Source organism: Bradyrhizobium sp. (genome assembly GCF_004799445.1).
In the GTDB taxonomy this organism is placed as follows: Bacteria; Pseudomonadota; Alphaproteobacteria; order Rhizobiales; family Xanthobacteraceae; genus Bradyrhizobium.
On the sequence record NZ_SSNA01000198.1, the window covers coordinates 97,848 to 116,391 of the forward strand.

16 protein-coding genes are annotated in these 18,544 nt (G+C 62.8%); 2 read left to right on the plus strand and 14 right to left on the minus strand.

Annotation, left to right across the window (positions count from 1 at the left end):
• Window positions 1–3: 3 nt before the first annotated feature.
• The 7 genes from E8A46_RS25175 to E8A46_RS25205 all read right to left on the minus strand — a co-directional run bounded on the left by E8A46_RS25175 (window position 4) and on the right by E8A46_RS25205 (window position 7,536).
• Complete coding sequence (locus E8A46_RS25175) at window positions 4–1,155, minus strand: Gfo/Idh/MocA family oxidoreductase (protein ID WP_291566998.1); 1,152 nt, start codon at window positions 1,153–1,155, stop codon at window positions 4–6.
• Window positions 1,152–2,555: a hypothetical protein gene (locus E8A46_RS25180; protein WP_291567000.1), complete on the minus strand. Its 1,404-nt coding sequence runs from the start codon at window positions 2,553–2,555 to the stop codon at window positions 1,152–1,154. The genes E8A46_RS25175 and E8A46_RS25180 overlap by 4 nt, the downstream gene beginning before the upstream one ends.
• 11 nt (window positions 2,556–2,566) lie before the next feature.
• Entirely contained in the window at window positions 2,567–3,415 is an 849-nt protein-coding gene (locus tag E8A46_RS25185; RefSeq protein ID WP_291567002.1) for an ABC transporter ATP-binding protein, read from the minus strand.
• 121 nt (window positions 3,416–3,536) lie between these two features.
• Window positions 3,537–4,526 (minus strand): ABC transporter substrate-binding protein, encoded by a 990-nt coding sequence (locus tag E8A46_RS25190; RefSeq protein ID WP_291567004.1) that lies wholly within the window; start codon window positions 4,524–4,526, stop codon window positions 3,537–3,539.
• Between the two features lie 173 nt (window positions 4,527–4,699).
• Entirely contained in the window at window positions 4,700–5,509 is an 810-nt protein-coding gene (locus tag E8A46_RS25195) for an ABC transporter permease (RefSeq protein ID WP_291567006.1), read from the minus strand.
• Window positions 5,510–5,707: 198 nt separating this feature from the next.
• Window positions 5,708–6,436, minus strand: coding sequence for a TetR/AcrR family transcriptional regulator (locus tag E8A46_RS25200; RefSeq protein WP_291567008.1), 729 nt, complete (start codon window positions 6,434–6,436; stop codon window positions 5,708–5,710).
• Between the two features lie 257 nt (window positions 6,437–6,693).
• A complete protein-coding gene (locus E8A46_RS25205) occupies window positions 6,694–7,536 on the minus strand; it encodes a VOC family protein (protein WP_291567145.1) in 843 nt (280 codons plus the stop codon).
• 252 nt (window positions 7,537–7,788) lie between these two features.
• Between E8A46_RS25205 and E8A46_RS25210 the strand changes: the two genes are divergently transcribed.
• The gene (locus E8A46_RS25210) at window positions 7,789–8,682 is read left to right on the plus strand and encodes a sugar kinase (protein WP_291567010.1); all 894 of its coding nucleotides are present in this window, start codon (window positions 7,789–7,791) and stop codon (window positions 8,680–8,682) included.
• 153 nt (window positions 8,683–8,835) lie between these two features.
• On the opposite strand, the gene E8A46_RS25215 is transcribed toward E8A46_RS25210, so the two are convergent.
• Window positions 8,836–10,056, minus strand: coding sequence for an FAD-dependent oxidoreductase (locus E8A46_RS25215; RefSeq protein ID WP_291567012.1), 1,221 nt, complete (start codon window positions 10,054–10,056; stop codon window positions 8,836–8,838).
• Between the two features lie 3 nt (window positions 10,057–10,059).
• The gene (locus E8A46_RS25220) at window positions 10,060–11,262 is read right to left on the minus strand and encodes a cytochrome P450 (RefSeq protein ID WP_291567014.1); all 1,203 of its coding nucleotides are present in this window, start codon (window positions 11,260–11,262) and stop codon (window positions 10,060–10,062) included.
• Between the two features lie 144 nt (window positions 11,263–11,406).
• Between E8A46_RS25220 and E8A46_RS25225 the strand changes: the two genes are divergently transcribed.
• Entirely contained in the window at window positions 11,407–12,213 is an 807-nt protein-coding gene (locus tag E8A46_RS25225; RefSeq protein WP_291567016.1) for an enoyl-CoA hydratase-related protein, read from the plus strand.
• A 150-nt stretch (window positions 12,214–12,363) separates the two neighbouring features.
• On the opposite strand, the gene E8A46_RS25230 is transcribed toward E8A46_RS25225, so the two are convergent.
• The 5 genes from E8A46_RS25230 to E8A46_RS25250 form a co-directional block, all read right to left on the minus strand.
• Window positions 12,364–13,704, minus strand: a complete 1,341-nt coding sequence (locus tag E8A46_RS25230; RefSeq protein ID WP_291567019.1) for a TRAP transporter large permease — start codon at window positions 13,702–13,704, stop codon at window positions 12,364–12,366.
• Window positions 13,701–14,282 carry a TRAP transporter small permease gene (locus E8A46_RS25235; RefSeq protein ID WP_291567021.1) on the minus strand — a complete coding sequence of 194 codons (582 nt, stop codon included), beginning with the start codon at window positions 14,280–14,282 and terminating at the stop codon, window positions 13,701–13,703. Before E8A46_RS25235 ends, E8A46_RS25230 begins: the two co-directional genes overlap by 4 nt.
• Before the next feature lie 166 nt (window positions 14,283–14,448).
• A complete protein-coding gene (locus E8A46_RS25240) occupies window positions 14,449–15,417 on the minus strand; it encodes a TRAP transporter substrate-binding protein (protein ID WP_291567147.1) in 969 nt (322 codons plus the stop codon).
• Window positions 15,418–15,495: 78 nt separating this feature from the next.
• The gene (locus tag E8A46_RS25245) at window positions 15,496–16,497 is read right to left on the minus strand and encodes a TRAP transporter substrate-binding protein (RefSeq protein WP_291567023.1); all 1,002 of its coding nucleotides are present in this window, start codon (window positions 16,495–16,497) and stop codon (window positions 15,496–15,498) included.
• A gap of 231 nt (window positions 16,498–16,728) precedes the next feature.
• Entirely contained in the window at window positions 16,729–18,435 is a 1,707-nt protein-coding gene (locus E8A46_RS25250) for an IlvD/Edd family dehydratase (RefSeq protein WP_291567024.1), read from the minus strand.
• Window positions 18,436–18,544: the final 109 nt, after the last annotated feature.

An 18,544-nucleotide genomic window follows, 5' to 3' on the forward strand; every position in this document is an offset into this window, starting at 1 on the left:
TCCTCACAGCCTGATCGGCGCGACGTCGATCCAGCGCCGCTCGCGCCAGCTCTGCAGCGCGCATTCGGCGAGCTGCACGCCCTTGGCGCCTTCCAGCAGCGTGTATTTGTACGGCGCGTCCTCGCAGACATGGCGAATGAACATTTCCCACTGCTCCTTGAAGCCGTTGTCGTAGGTGTTGTTCTCCGGCAGCTTCTGCCAATCGCCGTAGAAATCGTGCAGGCGCTTCTCGTCCGGATTCCACACCGGCCGCGGCGTGGCCTGCCGCGCCTGGATCATGCAATCGGTGAGACCTACCACCGCCGAGCCGTGAGTGCCGTCGACCTGGAAGGTGACGAGGTCGTCGCGGTAGACCCGCGTCACCCAGCTCATGTTGATATGCGCGATCACGCCGCCCTTGAGACGGAAGGTCGCGTAGGCGGAATCATCCGCGGTCGCCTTGTATTTCGCGCCCTTCTCGTCCCAGCGCTCGGGAATATCCGTGGAGCCGAGGCAGCTCACGCTTTCGACCTCGCCGAACAGATTGTCGAGCACGTAGCGCCAGTGGCAGACCATGTCGAGAATGATGCCGCCGCCATCCTCGTTGCGATAATTCCACGACGGCCTTTGCGCTTCCTGCCAGTCGCCTTCGAACACCCAGTAGCCGAACTCGCCGCGCACCGCGAGCATGCGGCCGAAGAAGCCGGAGTCGCGCAGGAAGGCGAGCTTCTTCAGGCCCGGCAGGAACAGCTTGTCCTGCACGGTGCCGTGCTTGAGGCCCTTGCTGTTGGCAAGCCTCACCACCGCGACGGCCTCCTCCAGATTGGTCGCAATCGGTTTTTCGCAATAGACATGCTTGCCGGCGTTGATCGCCTTGGTCAGCAGAGACGGCCGCGCCTGGGTGGTCGCGGCGTCGAAGAACACGCCGTCGTTCTTGTCCGCCAGCGCCTTGTCGAGATCGGTGGTCCAGCGCGCAACGGCAAAGCGCCTGGCTAGCCGTTCAACTTTCTCCGCATCGCGGCCGACCAGGATCGGATCGGGCATGACGCGGTCGCCGTTCGACAGCAGCACGCCGCCGGAATCGCGGATCGCGATGATCGAGCGGATCAGGTGCTGGTTGAGGCCCATGCGGCCGGTGACACCGTTCATGATCACGCCGAGGCGTTGGGTCGTCATAGGGATTGCTCCTGCAGGGTTTTTGCTTTTGGTTGTTGGAGCGGCGATAACGCCGACCAGTCTGGATGCACGGCTGTGGCAAAACCCGGCGAGGCCAGCGATCCCGTCAGGAGATCGCCGTCGTGGATCGCCAGCCGGATGCTGTTGCCGTTGCGGGTGTAGAGATCGGGATGCGCGATGAGAAACGATTCGGCCTCGCCGGCCGGCGTGTCGCCGAAACCATCGACATAATGATGGCCGTTGCGCTCGGCATGGGTGACGCCGATCAGCGCGCCGAGCGCGAGATCCTGCTGTACGCCGAGCCCGGCCTGGCAGGTCAGGTCCTCAGCTGTGACAAAGAATTTTTCGTTCTCCGCGCTCCATTTGGCGGCGCGGGTCGCATTGACGACCGACTTGTAGATGCCCTTGCAGGATTTCGAGGAGATGCCGCGGTAGCCGAGCGCCCGCGCCGCCGGGAACGCGTCATAGCAATCGTCGGCCTCGTCGATGATGAAATCGTGTCCGGCGAGTGCGCCGAGCGGCGAGGCGCTGGTGATATCGCGCGGCATCGGCTGCTCGATATAAAGCAGTTTTGCCGCGATCGGCGACAGCCGGTTGTCGCGATCGAGGCGATCGACCAGCGTGTTCAGGGCCTTGAGGTCGGCATACTGCTCATTAGCGTCCAGCGTGACGCGGTAGTCATGCGAAAGCTTCGCAAGCTCGCTGCCGATGCGGATCAGGCGCGCGGCATCCGCATCGGGATCGCCGTTGAGCTTGAGCTTGAAATAGCGCGCGCCGGCATTTTCGTCTTTATCGGCGACACCGCCCGCCCCTTCCACCCGATCGTCGAGGCCGACGGTATGCCGGATCGCGACGCGATCGAGCCGCCGGCTCCGCGCCAGAAACTGCGTGATGTCCCCGTCCGCAAGATCAGGCGCCAGCCGCGCGTCAATCCCCGCGACATTGCCCGCCATGCCGTCGAAGAAATTTGTTCCCGTGCTGCGCAACAACGCATCCAGGATCGCCTTGTCGATCTCCGCCGGCCCGTAAGCCGCCGCCAGCGGTGGGATATTTTCTTTGGTGCAGGCCTCGACCTGCGCCGCGATGCGCGAGGCATGGAGACCGAACGCGGTCTCGAAGCCGGAACCGGCGAGATAGAGCTCGCGCGCGATCTCAAGCGAGCGCCTGAGTTCGCCAACGGTTTGCTCGGGCGAAAGCTCGGGGCGCTTGTCGAACCATTTCGGCACCATCATTTCGGCGCTGGCGCCGAGCAAGCTGCCTTTGCCTTCGATTTCGATCTCGGCGCGCACGAAAGCTTGCGATGCGGCATTGACGACAACGGCGCCAAAGCGGAACGGCCGGATGAAACGCACCGGGCGTTCGAAAAGCGCAATATCCCGCACGGCCAAACGCATCGGCATGGCGTGAAACCTCAATCCAGCGTGCTTTGGGTGAAGAAATGCTTGCGGATGCGCTGCACCAGCTCGGTGAACACCGGATCGGCCATGGCATCGAGCGAGCGTGGACGCGGCAGCGGCACGTCGTAGATCGCCGCGATTGAGCCCGGCCGCTCGGTCATCACCAGCACGCGATCGGCGAGAAACACCGCCTCCGGAATCGAATGGGTGATCAAGAGCACGGTCTTGCCGGTCTCGCGCTGAATCCGCATCAGTTCGACGTTCATGCGCTCGCGCGTCATGGCATCCAGTGCGCCGAACGGCTCGTCCATCAGGATGATCTTGGGATCGTGCACCAGCGCCCGGCAGATCGAGGCGCGCTGCTGCATGCCGCCGGAGAGTTGCCAGGGCAGCTTCCGCTCGAAGCCTTCAAGCCCGACCAGCTTTAGAAGCGCCTTCGCGCGCGGCAGATATTCCTCACGCGACAGCCGCTTCATCTCGATCGGCAGCATCACGTTGTTGAGGACGTTGCGCCAGGGCAGCAGCAGCGAGTTCTGAAACACGATGCCGACATTGCCGTGCGGCTTGTCGACCTTCTCGCCCTCGACGAAAATCTCGCCGGTCGAGGGTGGCAGCAGCCCGGAGATCATCTTCAGGAGCGTGGACTTGCCGCAGCCGGACGGTCCGACCACGACAAAGAACTCGCCGGCGTTGATATGGAAATCCAGCGGCCGCAACGACGGCACGTCGCCATCGCGCGACCGGTAGGTTTTCGACACCCCGGACAGTTGAATTCCCGGCGTGCCGGAGGCCGCGCGATCGGACACGACGCGACGATGCGTGCCCGATTGATTAGCCGCCGAGGTTTTGGTCGCTGCGTTCATTCAGCTAAGTCCATGCGAAGGCGATGTTGAGGAGTCGTCATTGCGAGGAGCAAAGCGACGAAGCAATCCATCTTTCGCGCGGCGATATGGATTGCTTCGCTTCGCTCGCAATGACGGGATCCTATTTCGGCAGATAGTCATTGCTGTAAAACGCCTTCGGATTCTCCTTGGCCTTGGCATCGAGGCCACCATATTCGACCATCAGGTTGAGCGAGTCCGTCATATTCTGATCGGTCACCTGGAATGGCCGCCTGGCCCTGGTTTCCGGCGTGCGATACAGCGGGATCGTCAGCTCAAAGCCCTGGGTCAGCGTATCGATCTTGCCACCCTTCGGATTGGCGTCGAGGATCGATTGCGCGGCCGCTTTGGGGTCCTTCTCGGCGGCTTCGACCGCCTTGGTGGTCGCCGCCATGAAGCGCTTGACCAGATCGGCGTTGGCCTTGACGTAGTCGGTGTTGGCGATGATCCCCGAGCTCACCATGTTGATGCCGTAGTCGGCGAACTTGATCGGATAGACGTCCTTGCCGGTGGCATCCTTGATCTTCATCGACTGATCCATGACGTAGCCGAGCAACAGATCGGCCTGCCCGTTGATCACGGCGTTGAGCTTGGTCTGGCCATCGCCGGCGACCGTGGTGAAATCGCTTTCCTTCAGACCGGTCTTTTTCAGAAACAGCGGCCAGATCTGCGTCATCGAATCCGCCGGCGTGATCGCCACCGTCTTGCCCTTGATATCCTCCGGCTTGCGGATGTTCTTGTCGACAAACCCCATCGCCGACATCGGGCTGGTCTGCAACAACACGCCGACGGCGATCACCGGCGCGCCCTTGACCGCCGCGCGCATCATGGTGGGCACGTCGACATAGCCGAAATCCGCGGTTTTGGCGGCCACAGCCTGCGTGGTCGCCGCCGAGCCACGACCTTCCTGGATTTCGAGATCGATGTTTTCGGCCGCGTAAAGCCCCTTGGCCTTGCCGTAATAAAACGGCGCGTGCTCGCCATAGACATACCAGTTCAGCATCAGCACGACCTTGTCCGCCGCCGTCGCCGGCGCCACCGCGAGCCCCGTCCAGATCAGCGCCGTTGCCAGCGCCGCCATCAATCGCACCATGTCATCCTCCCTGTCTTCGTCTTTGCGAGGAGCGTGAGCTCCGAAGCAATCCATTTCTCCGCTTGCGGCACCATGGATTGCTTCGCGGAGCCTGTCATCGGGCGCGCATTCGCGCGACCCGTTGGCTCGCAATGACGACTAATCCTGTGTTTTTGTTTCTGTCGAACGATCCCTTACGCGGCGAAAATGATGTTCTCGCGCTGGCTGACATGCCAGGGAACCACGAGGCGCTCGATCCGGTCGACGATCCAGAACAGCACGACGCCGATCAGCGCCAGGATCACCAGCGCCGCGAACATGGTTGGCAGGTCGAAGGTGCCGATCGAGCGCTGCAGCACATAGCCGATGCCCGAATTGGAACCGACGAATTCGCCGACCACCGCGCCGACAACGGCGAGCGTCACCGAAACCTTCAGCCCGGAAAAGATCGCCGGCATCGCATGCGGCAGATTGACCGCGCAGAAGACATGGAAGCGGCTGCCCTGCATCGCCCGCGCCAGATCGACCATGTCGGGATCGACCGACTTGAACCCCTGCACGGCGGAGACCACCACCGGAAAGAATCCCAACAGGAATGCCGAGATCACTTTCGGCACGATGCCGAAGCCGAACCAGACCACGAACAGCGGCGCGATCGCGATCTTCGGCACCGATTGCGAGAACACCAGCAGCGGATAGACGTAGCTCTCCACCGTCTTCGATCCCGCGATCAGCATCGCGACGGGAATGCCGAAGGCGGCCGACAACAGGAAGCCGCAGATCGTCGCGTAGGTGGTCGGCCAGGCCTGACGCGCGAGTTCCGGCCAATCCTGCCACAGCACGGCGACGACATCGGCCGGCGCCGGAATTTGATAGGGCGGAATCCTGAACAGCCGGATCGTCACATCCCAGGCGACGACGATGAAGATCAGGAACAGAAACGGGCGGATCCACGCCGCGTTCAGCGCTTTCGACACGCCTCCCGGGTTTTGCGGCTCGGCCAATTTCCTCTCCCTTGCTGATCGCTTTTATCGGAGAAATTAACCCGTTGGATAATTACTGTCCAGCTGTTTCCGAAGGGTCGTTTGGCAGAGATTGCGTTCATTCCGAGGTCGTCCCTGCGAAAGCAGGGACCCATAACCACAGGTTTTTGTTGCTGTGCTCAGCTGTCACTCCAGTTCGACGGAATGGACCGCCTGTGGTCATGGGTCCCGGCTCGCGCTTCGCTTGGCCGGGACGACCAACTCAGGCATGTGCGCCGGAGCGGGCAATTTCAGCGCCTTGTCCTTGCCGAAAGCCGCGAATGATTTCCCGGTCAAGGCCGCCAGCACCAGCGCGACCATGTGATTGAGGCGCTCGTCGCGCGCTTCCTCCTTGAGGAGGTCGCGGCCGAAGATCACGCTCAAGGTCGCGCTGTTCGACAGATAGAAGAAGCACAAAGCGGCGATCGAGATGTAGAGCTGCACCGGATCGACCGCGACGACAAAATCGCCGCTTTCGACGCCGCGCCTCACCACGGTGCGGATCATCTCGACGAACGGCGAATGCATCGACTTGACCTTGGTGGAGCGCTTGAGATGGCGCGCCCCCGCCAGATTCTCGGTGTTCAACAGCGCCAGGAATTCCGGGTTGCGCAGGAAATAGTTCCAGGTGAAGTCGATCAGACGCGCGATCGCCTTGGGCGGATCGAGGTGTTCGAGATCGAGCCCGCGCTCCTCGACCCTGATCTTCTCATAGGCGCCTTCCAGCACCGCGAGATAGAGCTCGTCCTTTTTGCCGACATGGTAATACAGCATGCGCTTGTTGGCGCCGGCCTTCGCCGCGATCCGGTCGACGCGCGCGCCGGCAAGCCCATGGGCGGCAAATTCCTGCTTCGCGGCTTCGAGAATGCGAAGCCGCATCCCTTCGGGATCGCGCTGCCATTTTTGCATTCGCTTGGTCTTGATCAAGACGGTCGCCCGGTCATTGAAGGAAACCGCATGTAGCACGCAACACGCGGTTTGAGAATGAAGCCGGCCGATTGCCCTTACCCTCCCCTGGAGGGGGAGGGTCGACGCGAAGCGGCGGGGTGGGGTGACAATCTCTCCCGTCGAACGGCGCCCGAGTTGAGAGATCACCCCACCCCGTCACGCATTTCGCTGCGCTCCATGCGAGCCGACCCTCCCCCTCCAGGGGAGGGTGAAAGAAATCACGCCCTTCCCGCCCGCTCCAGCACGAGCGTGTGGACGCCGCAGGTGCCGTCCCGCACGCTCATCACCCGGGTGCCCGGCTTGCGGCCGGCGCGCACCTCCGAGACACCTACTCCGGCCGCCACCAGCCGCGCCCGGCTCGCGTCGATGTCGGCGACGCGCCAGCTCAATCCCCACAATTTGTCGTGGGTCTGGTCGCCGCCGGCGACCGGCCGCTTCACCACTTCGACGATCAGATCGCCGCAACGGAAGAACATCAGCCGACCCCAATCCTGGTGCGAGCGGTCGAGCGCCATATCAAGCCCGAGCCGCGCGCCGTAGAGCGCAGCGGCCCGCTCCGGGTCCTCGGTCGAAATCACGACGAGATCGAGGCCCAGGATCGGTGCGGGTGATATCGCGGCGGAATGCGGGCGCGCTTGGGCCAGTTCGAGGAAAAACATCCGCACGCCCCGCGTCAGATCGGTCGGCGAGCGGGTTCGCTTCCAGTGCAAGGTCGCATCTGAGCCCAGATCGCGGCTCTCGACTTCGGCCACCGGATCCGGCTTCAACGCGACGCGATCGAGCCTGCGATGCATTTTCGCGATGTCGTCGACGCGGAAACAGATGCTGGCGAGACCTTCACCCCAAATCCTCATCACGTTGCGAATCCGCTCAGCCGTCGGCGAGTTGCCTGCCGGCGCCATCAGTTCGAGCGTCATGTTGTCGAGGGTGAACAGCACGGCCTCGGAGCCGTCGCTTCGGCTGCGCCAGGCGGGCGCCCGCCCGAGCAGCAGCTCATAGGCTTTGGCGCCAACAGCAAGGTCGTCGATCAGCACGACGAGATGATCGAGGCCACAGATCACGGGAACAATCCCCGCGCCGGAATAGACGGTCATCGTCGCCTTCCTATATCTCTCTCTCAGGGGCCCGGAACACCGAGGGCGGTTGCACGGTGCGACCGACGGATGGCCCGTGGACCGTCGTAGTCCGGCCATAGCGCTATCTCAAGCGATTAAGGCGGGGAGCCTTGCGAATAATTTTAGCGAATGATCCGGCATAACCAGTGCTAATGTAGGGCGCCGGCCGGGACCACCCTCAGCCACGACGGAAATCGAATGCAGGCTCTTTTCATCGGACAGACCTATATCGACGTGACCTTCATCACCGACCACATGCCGACCGGCGACGAGAAGCATGTCGCCTCGGCCTACGCGGTCTCGTTCGGCGGCAACGCCGTCACCGCGGCATTTTGCTGCGCCAAGCTCGGAATTGTACCGGACCTGATCGCCACCGTTGCCAACGACTGGCTGGGACGGATGTTTCAGGACATGAGCGCGAAGTATGGAATTTCGATCCATCCGCGCAAGGTCAATTCCTCGTCGCTGTCGTTCATCATGCCGAAGGACGGCAAGCGGGCCATCGTGCGCTGCCGCGACGACGAGCATATCCATCCGTTCCCGCTGCTGAACCTCGGCGGCTGCCGCGCGCTGCATGTCGACGGTCACCAGCCGGACGCCGCGATCCACTACGCGAAACTGTGCCGCGAGGCCGGTATCCTGACCTCGCTGGACGGCGGCGGCTTGCGGACCAACACCCATGAGCTCTTGGAATTCATCGACGTCGCCATCGTCGCCGAGCGTCTGTGCGAGCAGATGGACCTGACGTCCGAAAAGATGCTGGACTATCTCAAGAGCCGCGGCTGCCGGGTCGGTGGCGTGACCCAGGGCGAACGCGGCCTGCTCTGGTATGACGAGACCGGCACCATCCACACCCTCCCCGCGCTGCCGATTCCACGCGAACGCGTGCTCGATACCAACGGCGCCGGCGACGTGTTCCACGGCGCCTATGTCTATTCCTATCTCTCCAGTCCCGGCAAAAGCTGGCACGATCATTTCGATTTCGCGCGCGCGGCATCGACCTACAAGATTCAGCGCCTCGGCAATGAAGCCGGATTACCGACGCTTGCCGACATCGAGGCCGTCAGGAAGGAATTCGCGGTCAGCGCATAGCGATAGCTGCATGTTCACCCGTCGTCCCCGCGAACGCGGGGACCCATAACCACAGGCGGGTGTGGTTGCGGGAGGTGTCGGGCTGCAGCGCTTAAACGGATTGGCCGCGGAGTATGGGTCCCTGCTTTCGCAGGGACGACAGAAAACCAGCGCCTAGGCCAGCGCAGCCTTCAAATCAAAACTCAAATCCGCAGCCTGTTCCGGTTCGATCGACCGGTTCAGCCCAAGGATTTTCCGTCCGAAAACATGGTCCGCGGCGCGGTTGACCGACTCGATGCCGACCAGTTGACCGGCTTTGTAGCAGAACGCCGAGAACGATCGCGCCTGCCGATCGCCGCGCTCCACCACGCGGTCATATCCGGTGGTGAGCCCTGCGATCTGAAGCTTGTCGTCGCCCTGATCGCTCCAGAACCACGGCATACCGTCATAGGTCCTGGCGTCGCCGGTGAGCCGCGCCGCCACGCAACGCGCGTGATCGGTGGCGTTCTGCACGGATTCCAGCCGCAGCGAGCCGCCAAAGCGCGGGCTTGCGAACAGGGCGCAGTCGCCGATCGCCGAAATATTGGGATCGGACGTCAGCAGTTGCTCGTTGACGACGATTCCGGCCGCGACCGGCAGTCCGGCTTCCGCCGCCAGTTCGACGTTGGGCAGGACACCGACACCGACCACCACCAGGTCCGCCGGCAGATGACGGCCGTCGCTGAGGCTGACGCCGGCAACGTCAGCCCCGTTGCTCTCGATGCTGGTGGCCTGCACGCCGAGATGGATGCGGATCCCCGCCGCGGTGTGCCGCGCCTGGAAGTATTCCGAGATTTCGGCCGTGACCGCGCGCGCCATGACGCGCGTTCCCAGTTCAACCACATCCACCTCCAGCCCCTTGGCCCGCGCGGTGGCGGCGAATTCCAGGCCGATAAACCCTGCACCGATCACCACGACATGCCGGGCCGTGCCGATGCGCTGCCGCAGCGCCTCGCTTTCGTCGAGGATCCGTAAGTAGCGAACGTCGGCGAGGTTGGCGTTGGGCAGATCAAGCAGGCGATTGCGCGCGCCGGTGGCCAGCACCAGATGTCCGTAATCAAGAAACGAGCCGGAGGCGAGCAGCAACCGGCCCGCGGCGCGATCGACGAAGGCGGCGCGATCGCCGATCAGCTCGATATTCTGGTCGCGATAGAACTTATCCGGCCGGAACATCAGGCTGTCGGGGCGGCCTTCACCCTTCAGATAGGCCTTGGACAAGGGCGGCCGCTGATACGGCAAATGCGCCTCGTCGTTGATCAGGCAGATACGCTCGCCGTAGCCGTGCTGCCGCAACGACGCCGCAACCTGGAAGCCGGCGTGGCCGGCGCCGACGATCACAACTGTTCCCTGTGTCATGGGTCAGACCGGTACGACGCGAAGCGGTATCCTGTCAAACCCGCGCAGCGTGTTGTTCAGCCGCCTCTCCGGTTCGCCCGTCAATTCAAACGACGCGACGCGTTTTGCGAGCGCGGTCAGAATCGCCTCGGTTTCCAGCCGGGCCACCGCCTGCCCGACGCAGCCATGAATGCCCGTGCCGAAGGTCATGTGCCCGGCGGCACGGCGGGTGACGTCGAACGTATCGGGCCGGTCCCAGCGGCGTGGATCGCGGTTGGCGGCGGCGAACAGCAGCAGCACCTTCTCGCCATCGCCCAGCCTGACGCCGCCAACCTCGACGTCCCTGGTCGTGGTCCTGAAGAAGGATTGCACGGGTGCCTCAAAGCGCAACACCTCTTCGAACGCGCCACGAATCAGGTTCGGGCTTCCGCGAAGAACACTCCACTGCTCGGGATAGCGCGCCATGCAATAGAGAGCGTTGCCGAGGCCGTAGACGGTGGTATCGATCCCGGCCGACAGAAACGAGCGCACCAGCATGCCCGCTTCGTCCTCCGACAACTCGCCGGCATCGACGGCTTCGAAAATCTGCATGCCCAACCCGCCCGGCGCCAGCGCCGCGCGGCTGCATTTCGACATGATCCAGTCGCGCACCGGTCCGGCATTGGCCATCGCCAGATCGAACAGGTCATTGCGGGGACCGAACGAGTTGAACACCATGCTGCCATAGGGCAGCAGGTTCTCGCGGCCTTCCTCGGAAATCCCTACCGCATCCGGGAACACTTTCAGCGGATAGGCTTCGGCGAGATCGGCCACGCCGTCGAATTCGCGTTGCTCGACCAATCGCGCGATCAGCTTTTCCGCCTCACGCTCGAAGGTGTCCCGCAATACCTTGATCGCCGCCGGCGACAGGATGCGCGTCAGCACCGCGCGGGTGCGGGTGTGCAGCGGCGGATCGGCCTCCAGGATGATGCTCGGCGGACGCCACGGTGGCTCTTTGCGGAAATCGCTTAGACCGACGCCCGCGGACGAACAATAAGTCTGCCAGTCGGTCAGGGCACCGCGGACCTGCTCGTGCCGGGCCATCGCCCATATTCCGTACCGCTCGAGCCACACCACGGGCCCGGCCTCGCGCAGCGCCTCATGATACGGATAGGGATCGCGCAGGAAGCCGTGCGAAAACGGATCGGCGGTCGAAACCGGACGGCTCAATGTTGCTTGATCGCTCATGACGCCTGCTCCCGCTTCCGGTTGTTGCAATGCGGTTGTCCGCGCGGCCATTTGCCTTCATTTTGCAGACTTCGTCGGGGATTGTCACCTCTCGCCTTCTGCTATTTAAATGCCCGTGATGTCATCGAAACGGGGCCATTGCGGATGCCGACTTCAGCACATGCTACCGCCTCTTTTGCCGACGATCCGGCCCTGCTCAGGATCGAAGGTCCGATCGCCACGATCACCCTCAACCGCCCCGCCGCGTTCAACTCCATCGATCTTTCGATCGCCAAAAAGCTCGAGCAGCTGGCCGCGGAAGTCGAGTCGTCGGATGACATAAGGGTACTGGTGATCGAGGGCGAAGGCCGCGCATTCTGCGCCGGCGGCGATCTCGGGACCATCGGCGCGGCGGCCGCGGCCGACAACATTGCGCCCGTGGTTGGCGAATTGCTGCAGCATTACCACGCCTTCATCATGACGCTGCGCCGGATGCCGAAGATCGTGCTGGCCAGCGTCCACGGCTCGGCCGCCGGCGCCGGGCTCTCGCTCGCCTTTGTCGCCGACCTCTGCATCGCCGCCGAGGACGCCCGCTTCACCCCGGCCTACGCCAAGCTCGGCGTTTCGCCCGACGGCGGCGGCACCGTCGGCGTGGTGGCCAGCGTCGGCGCGCGCCGGGCGATGCAGATCTACCTCGCCGAGGACAGCTTTTCAGCGGTGCAGGCGTTTTACTGGGGCCTCGTCGCCAAGGTCGTTCCCGCGGTCGAACTCAAGGCCGCGACCCGCGAACTGGCGCATCGGCTGGCGCAAAACGTGCCTGCGGCGCTGGCGGCGACCAAGGCGCTGATCCATCGCGCCCACACCACACCGGTCGAGCAACAGCTCGAGGCCGAGCGCGACGCCATCATCGACTGCATGCACACCGATGAATTCCGCGCCGCGGTGAAGAAATTCACCAGCAAGGAGAAGTAGGTTTGGGATGTCGGCCAAAGGCTAAGCTGTCATCATCCGCGAAGGCGGATGATCCAGTACGCCACGGCCTTTCGATTTAGCGTCATCCGCCTCGGAATACTGGATGCCCCGCTTTCGCGGGGCATGACGACTGTGCGGCGCGAACGCCGATCACTGCGGGCAGATATACCCCGTCCCCGCGGGCGACTTGAAGCAGCCGACCGATTCTGGAATGACATGCGTCGGCAGCCACAGCACCACCTTGGGGAAATAGATCGTGAAGGTGATGGTTGCCAGGAACACGACATAGATCGGCAGCGCCGCGCGTAGCGCCTTGCCGAAACTGACGCCGACGAATTTCGACGCCATCAGCAGCACGAGCCCGTAAGGCGGCGTGATCAGGCCGAACGCCAGGGTAGCGATCAGCACGACGCCCATATGGACGCCGTTGATGTCGCCGGCCTGGGTCAGGGCATTCACCAGCGGCATGAAGATGATGATGGTCGGCACCGGCTCGATGAAATCGCCGACCACGGTGAACAGCAGCACCAGCAGCAGCATCATGTATTGCGGATCGTTGCCGGCAATCGAGGTGATCCAGTCGGCGATCACGATGGCGCCGCGCAAATAGGCCAGCATCCAGCCGAAGGCGTTGGCGGCGCCGATGGTGATCAGCGGCAGTGAAAAGATCAGCCCGGCCAGGCAGAAATCGTAAGGAATTTTCCTGATGTGCCCGCGATTGAGCGCTGGGATCACCACCGCGATGATCCAGATCACCGCGACCACGCCGGCTTCCGTCGGCGTGAACCAGCCGGTCAGAATGCCGCCGAGCAGGATCACCGGAATCATCAGCGGCAGCGCGGCATCGCCGGTCGCGAACACAATCTGGCGCAACGGCGCCCGCGGCTTGCGCATGCCGGAGGGGCCGAAAAAATAGCAATAGATCATCAAGCCGAAGCCGATCATCAAGCCGGGCACGACTCCGGCCATGAACAGCCCGGCGATCGAAACGTTGCCGACCGCGCCATAGACCACGGCGGTGATGCTCGGCGGCACCAATGCAGCGATCGTGGAGGCGGATGCGATGATCGCGGCGATGAAAGCCGGACTGTAGCCTTCGCGCTTCATCGGCCCGCCCAGCGCGCGGCTCATGACGGCGACGTCGGCGGTGGTCGATCCCGACATCTCCGAGAAGAACATGCTGAAGACGACAACGACCTGCGACAGCCCGCCCCTGATATGGCCGACCAGCGACAACGACAGATTGGCGATCCGCACCACGACGTTCGCCGAACTCATAAGCTCGCCGACCAGAAGGAAAAACGGAATCGCCAGCAGCGCTTCCGAATCCACGCCGTCAAAGACTTTCTGGATGATCGCCGCCAGCGAGACGTCGGTCAAAAGCGCGCCGACAAAGACGCCGGCCATCAGCGAAAACGGCACCGGCACGCCGAGATAGCCGAAGAACAGAAAGCAGAACGACATCAGCGCCAGGATAACCGGTGCACTCACAGCCGCGCCCTCTGGATGCTGGTCTCGACCGGCGAAATCGAAACCTCCTCGTCCGGCGGCTCCGGATGATCAAACCCGTTGCGGATGCCATTGACCAATTGCTCGATGGTGAACAGCGCGATCAGCCCCCCGGCCAGCGGTATCGCCGCGTAGAGCGAGGCGATCGGCGTACCCGACGGCAGCCGGAAGCTGCCGAAGCCCCTGAGATAGTTGATATAGCCGAACCAGATCAGGCAAAACGCCACGCCGAGCACCACGATCCGGATGATGATCTCGACGATCAGCCGCGGCGTCCCGTGCAGCGCCTCCGATATCGCGGTCAGATACAGATGATCGTTGCGACGGGTGGCGACCGCGGCGCCGATGAAGATGGCATAGATGAACAAAGTGGAGGTGACCTCCTGCAGCCACAGCCAGGGATGCCCGACGGTGCGCGTGACGATGTCGAACATCACCGACACAGAGAAGCCGAAGCACAGCAACCCGCACAGCATCATCAGAACCAGTTCAAGCCTGTCCAGCGCCCGCCACTTCAGGTGATGCTGCCGCTGCAGCACCAGTTTGTCGGCGATGGACATTTTCGATTTCTCCGTCGTCCCAGATCAAACTCGCGTCGTCCCGGCGAACGCCGGGACCCATAACCCCCGACGCTTATTTTGTGCAAAGCTGGCTACCAGCTCGCCCCACTTGATGAGCCGCGGCGTATGGGTCCCGGCGTTCGCCGGGACGACCCGCGGAGGCACGCTAGCCGCCGGCCTTGTCGATCGCCCGGATCAGGGTCTTGATCTTGTCGGCGTGCGGTCCCAATTCCTTGGCGAGCTTGTCGAGATAAGGGTCGGCGATTTTCTGAAAGCCGGTCTTGTCGACATCGGTGACGATCTTGACGCCCATTTTCTCGAGCTTGACCGCCGCCGCGCGCTCCAGTTCGAAGGCGCGCTTGGGTTCTTGCTGGCTGACGTCCCTGGCCGCCGTTTGTACCCACTGCTTCTGCTCGGCGTTGAGGTTCTGCCAGAGCTTGTCGCTGATCCACAGGATCGCATTGTTGGCTTCATGCTCGGTCATCGACAGCACCGGGGCGACTTCGTAGTGCTTGTTGATGAGGTAGACGTTGACCGCGTTCTCGCCGAAATCCATCACGCCGGTTTGCAGCGAGGTATACACGCTGCCGAACGGCATGTGCACAGTCTGCGCGCCATAGGCGGCGAACATGGTATCCTCGGTCGCGGTCGCCTGCACGCGAACCTTGTATCCCTTGAGGTCCTCGACCTTGTGCACTTCCCTCTTGCCGTACATGTGCCGGAAGCCCTGGGTGCCGAGCCCGATGGCGTGAATGCCCTGAACCGTATCGTCGATCATGTCCCTGATCGCTTCGAAGACCTTCTGATCGCCGAGCGCCTTGACGTTGTGCGCGTCGGAGCGGAACAGGTAGTGCAGCGACATGACGCCGGCCTGCGGCGAGATCGTTGAGGTATTGGCCGAAGAGACGATCGCAAAATCGATATCGCCGGATCTGACCAGCTGCAGTATCTGGGATTCCTGGCCGAGCTGCGCGCCGGGATATTGATCGACCAGCATGGTGCCCTTGCTCAATTCCTTGAGCTTGGCGGAAAATATGTCGAAGGCGATGCTGTAGCCGGAATTGAGCTGCTGGTCGTGCGCGAAGCGATAATGTTTGACCTCTTGCGCACCGGCGCTGGCCGCGAACATGGTCATCGAAGCCGCGATCAGCAGGCCTGCGATTCTTGCTGAATGATTCACCGTTTTCCCCCTCTTGATTTTGTTCCTGCGGCTCTAGTTGATGGCCCTGATCAGCGTCTTGATCTTTTCGGCGTGTGGGCCGAGCTCCCTGGCGAGTTTGTCGAGATAGGGATCGGCGATCGCCGTGAAGCCGGATTTATCGACGTCGGCGACAACCTTCACCCCGATCGATTTCAGCTTCTCCAGCGATTGATGCTCGAGCTCGATCGCCTTGGCGGGCTGCTTGCGGTTGACCTCGTCGGCCGCTGCCTGCACCCAGCCCTGCTGCTCCGGCGTCAGGCTGTTCCACAATTTGTCGCTGACCCAGACCAGGCTGTTATTGGCCTCGTGTTCGGTCATCGACAATACCGGCGCCACTTCGTAGTGCTTGTTGGCGAGATAGACGTTGACGCCGTTTTCCGCGACGTCCACCACGCCGGTCTGCAGCGAGGTATAGACGCTGCCGAACGGCATGTGCACGATCTGGGCGCCATAGGCCGGGAACATGGTGTCCTCGGTCGGCGTCGCCTGCACCCGCACCTTCAGCCCCTTCATGTCGGCGACGTTCCTGATCTCGCGCTTGGCGTACATGTCGCGAAGGCCGAGCGTCGCCAGCGCGATGACATGGGCGCCCTGCACGGTTTCCGAGATCATCGCCTTGACCGCCTTCGACACATCGGGGTCCGCGATCGCCTCGACGAGGTGGTTTTCGGAGCGAAACAGGAAGTGCATCGACATCACCCCGGCCTGCGGCGACAGGGTCGCGGCATTCGCCGACGAGGAGATGCAGAATTCCACGTCTCCCGATTTCACCAATTGCAGAACCTGCGGCTCCTGTCCGAGCTGCGCGCCCGGATATTGTTCGATCAGCATGGTGCCATTGCTGAGCGCCTTGAGTTTGTCGGCAAAAATATCGCCGAGGATTCCATACCCCGTCGTCTTCGGCTGGTCGTAGGCGAAGCGATAATGCTTCGCCTCCTGCGCTTGTGCGCCTGCGGTGAAAAAGACCGATGCAGCGGCAATGGCTGCAACGATCATCCCTGTTGGGCCGCCCATCTTGTCTCCCCCCTGTTTTGATTTTCTCAATCATCCCATCGGGGTTGTTTGAATGTCAATTGAACATCGGACGCAAAGCTTGTGCGAGATAAGCCGACAGTGCCGAAAGGACGTCATTGCGAGGAGCGTTCGCGACGAAGCAATCCAGCTCTCGCGGCATCATGGATTGCTTCGCGGAGCCTGTCATCGGGCGCGCATTCGCGCGACCCGTTGACTCGAAATGACGAAAAACTACCCCTTTCCCTCGCCACGCATGAAGTCGAAATCGCAGCCTTCATCTGCCTGCAGGATGGTCTCGTTGAACAGGTGCGCATAACCGCGCCTGGCCCAGTCCGGCGTTGCCGGGAGCTTGAGTGCCGCGCGGCGCTTGTCGAGCTCGGCGGCGTCGATCAAAAGATCGATGCTTCGCCTGGCCACATCGAGCCGGATCATGTCGCCGTTCCTGACCAGCGCCAACGGTCCGCCGACGGCGGATTCCGGGGTGATGTGCAGCACGATGGTGCCGAATGCGGTGCCGCTCATCCGCGCGTCCGAAATCCGCACCATGTCCTTGACGCCGGTGCGGGCGAGCTTCATCGGGATCGGCAGGTACCCCGCCTCCGGCATGCCGGGGGCGCCCTTGGGACCGGCGTTGCGCAGCACCAGCACATCGTCGGCGGTGACATCAAGCGCGGGATCGTCGACCCGTAGCGTCATGTCTTCCACGGATTCGAACACCACGGCACGGCCGGTATGCTGCAGCAGCCGGGGGCTTGCCGCCGAATGCTTGATCACGGCGCCGCGCGGCGCCAGGTTGCCATGCAGCACCGCCATCGCGCCTTCCGGCTTGATCGGACTTTTGCGCGTGCGGATGACATCCTGTCCCGGCACCTCTTCGGCGCCGGCGACGACGTCGCGCAAGCTGGCGCCGGTAACGGTCTTGGCATCGAGGTCGATCAGATCGCCGAGCTGCGCCATCAGTTTCGGCACGCCGCCGGCATGGTGGAAATGCTCCATGTAATGCGCGCCCGACGGCTTTAAGTCGATCAGCACCGGCACCTCGCGGCCGAGCTTGTCGAAGGCTTCCAGCTCGATGCGATGCGCGGTGCGGTTGGCGATCGCCGTCAGATGAATGAGGCCGTTGGTCGACCCGCCGATCGCCTGCAGCACCACCTGCGCGTTTCTGAAAGAGGCCTTGGTCAAGAGTTCGCTGGGCTTTGGACCTTTCGCCTTCGCCATTTCGGCAGCGACCCTGCCGCTGGCTTCCGCCAGGCGAAAACGCTCGGCATGCGGGGCGGGAATCGTCGCGCTCATCGGCAGCGACAGGCCGAGCGCTTCGGTGATGCAGGCCATGGTGCTGGCGGTGCCCATCACCATGCAGGTGCCCACGGAAGGTGCGAGCCGGCTGTTGACCGCTTCGATCTCGACCTCGTCGATCTCACCGGCGCGGTGTTTGCCCCACAGTCTTCGGCAATCGGTGCAGGCCCCCAGCACCTCGCCCTTGTGGTGTCCGACCACCATCGGTCCCACCGGGATCACGACCGTCGGCAAATCGGCCGAGACCGCGGCCATGATCTGCGCCGGCAGGGTCTTGTCGCAGCCACCGATCACGATCACCGCGTCCATTGGCTGGGCGCGGATCATCTCCTCGGTATCCATCGCCATCAGATTGCGCAGATACATCGAGGTCGGGTGCGAAAAACTTTCCGCGATCGAGATGGTCGGGAACACCATCGGCATCGCGCCCGACAGCATCACGCCGCGCTTCACCGCTTCGATGATCTGGGGCACGTTGCCGTGGCAGGGATTGTAGTCGCTGTAGGTGTTGGTGATGCCGACAATCGGCCGGTTCAGCGCGTCATCCGAATAGCCCATCGCCTTGATGAAGGCCTTGCGCAGGAACAGCGAAAATCCGGCATCGCCATAACTCGTCAGTCCCTTGCGCAGTCCATCGGCCATCGTGGAAATATCCTTGCAATCCGGCGTCCCACTTATGAGGTCCGCGGCATTATTGTCAATATCTCATCATCTGGCCTCAAAATAGTATAAATCGACCTCGAAACCAGTC

Excerpts from the sequence above, each read along its gene's own strand:
- E8A46_RS25250 (WP_291567024.1), bottom strand. The coding sequence starts at position 18,435 with ATGGCCGATGGACTGCGCAAGGGACTGACGAGTTATGGCGATGCCGGA.
- E8A46_RS25210 (WP_291567010.1), top strand. The coding sequence starts at position 7,789 with ATGCAGGCTCTTTTCATCGGACAGACCTATATCGACGTGACCTTCATC.
- E8A46_RS25175 (WP_291566998.1), bottom strand. The coding sequence starts at position 1,155 with ATGACGACCCAACGCCTCGGCGTGATCATGAACGGTGTCACCGGCCGC.
- E8A46_RS25245 (WP_291567023.1), bottom strand. The coding sequence starts at position 16,497 with ATGGGCGGCCCAACAGGGATGATCGTTGCAGCCATTGCCGCTGCATCG.
- E8A46_RS25240 (WP_291567147.1), bottom strand. The coding sequence starts at position 15,417 with ATGACCATGTTCGCGGCCAGCGCCGGTGCGCAAGAGGTCAAACATTAT.
- E8A46_RS25180 (WP_291567000.1), bottom strand. The coding sequence starts at position 2,555 with ATGCCGATGCGTTTGGCCGTGCGGGATATTGCGCTTTTCGAACGCCCG.
- E8A46_RS25185 (WP_291567002.1), bottom strand. The coding sequence starts at position 3,415 with ATGAACGCAGCGACCAAAACCTCGGCGGCTAATCAATCGGGCACGCAT.
- E8A46_RS25220 (WP_291567014.1), bottom strand. The coding sequence starts at position 11,262 with ATGAGCGATCAAGCAACATTGAGCCGTCCGGTTTCGACCGCCGATCCG.
- E8A46_RS25225 (WP_291567016.1), top strand. The coding sequence starts at position 11,407 with ATGCCGACTTCAGCACATGCTACCGCCTCTTTTGCCGACGATCCGGCC.
- E8A46_RS25215 (WP_291567012.1), bottom strand. The coding sequence starts at position 10,056 with ATGACACAGGGAACAGTTGTGATCGTCGGCGCCGGCCACGCCGGCTTC.
- E8A46_RS25235 (WP_291567021.1), bottom strand. The coding sequence starts at position 14,282 with ATGTCCATCGCCGACAAACTGGTGCTGCAGCGGCAGCATCACCTGAAG.
- E8A46_RS25200 (WP_291567008.1), bottom strand. The coding sequence starts at position 6,436 with ATGCAAAAATGGCAGCGCGATCCCGAAGGGATGCGGCTTCGCATTCTC.
- E8A46_RS25190 (WP_291567004.1), bottom strand. The coding sequence starts at position 4,526 with ATGGTGCGATTGATGGCGGCGCTGGCAACGGCGCTGATCTGGACGGGG.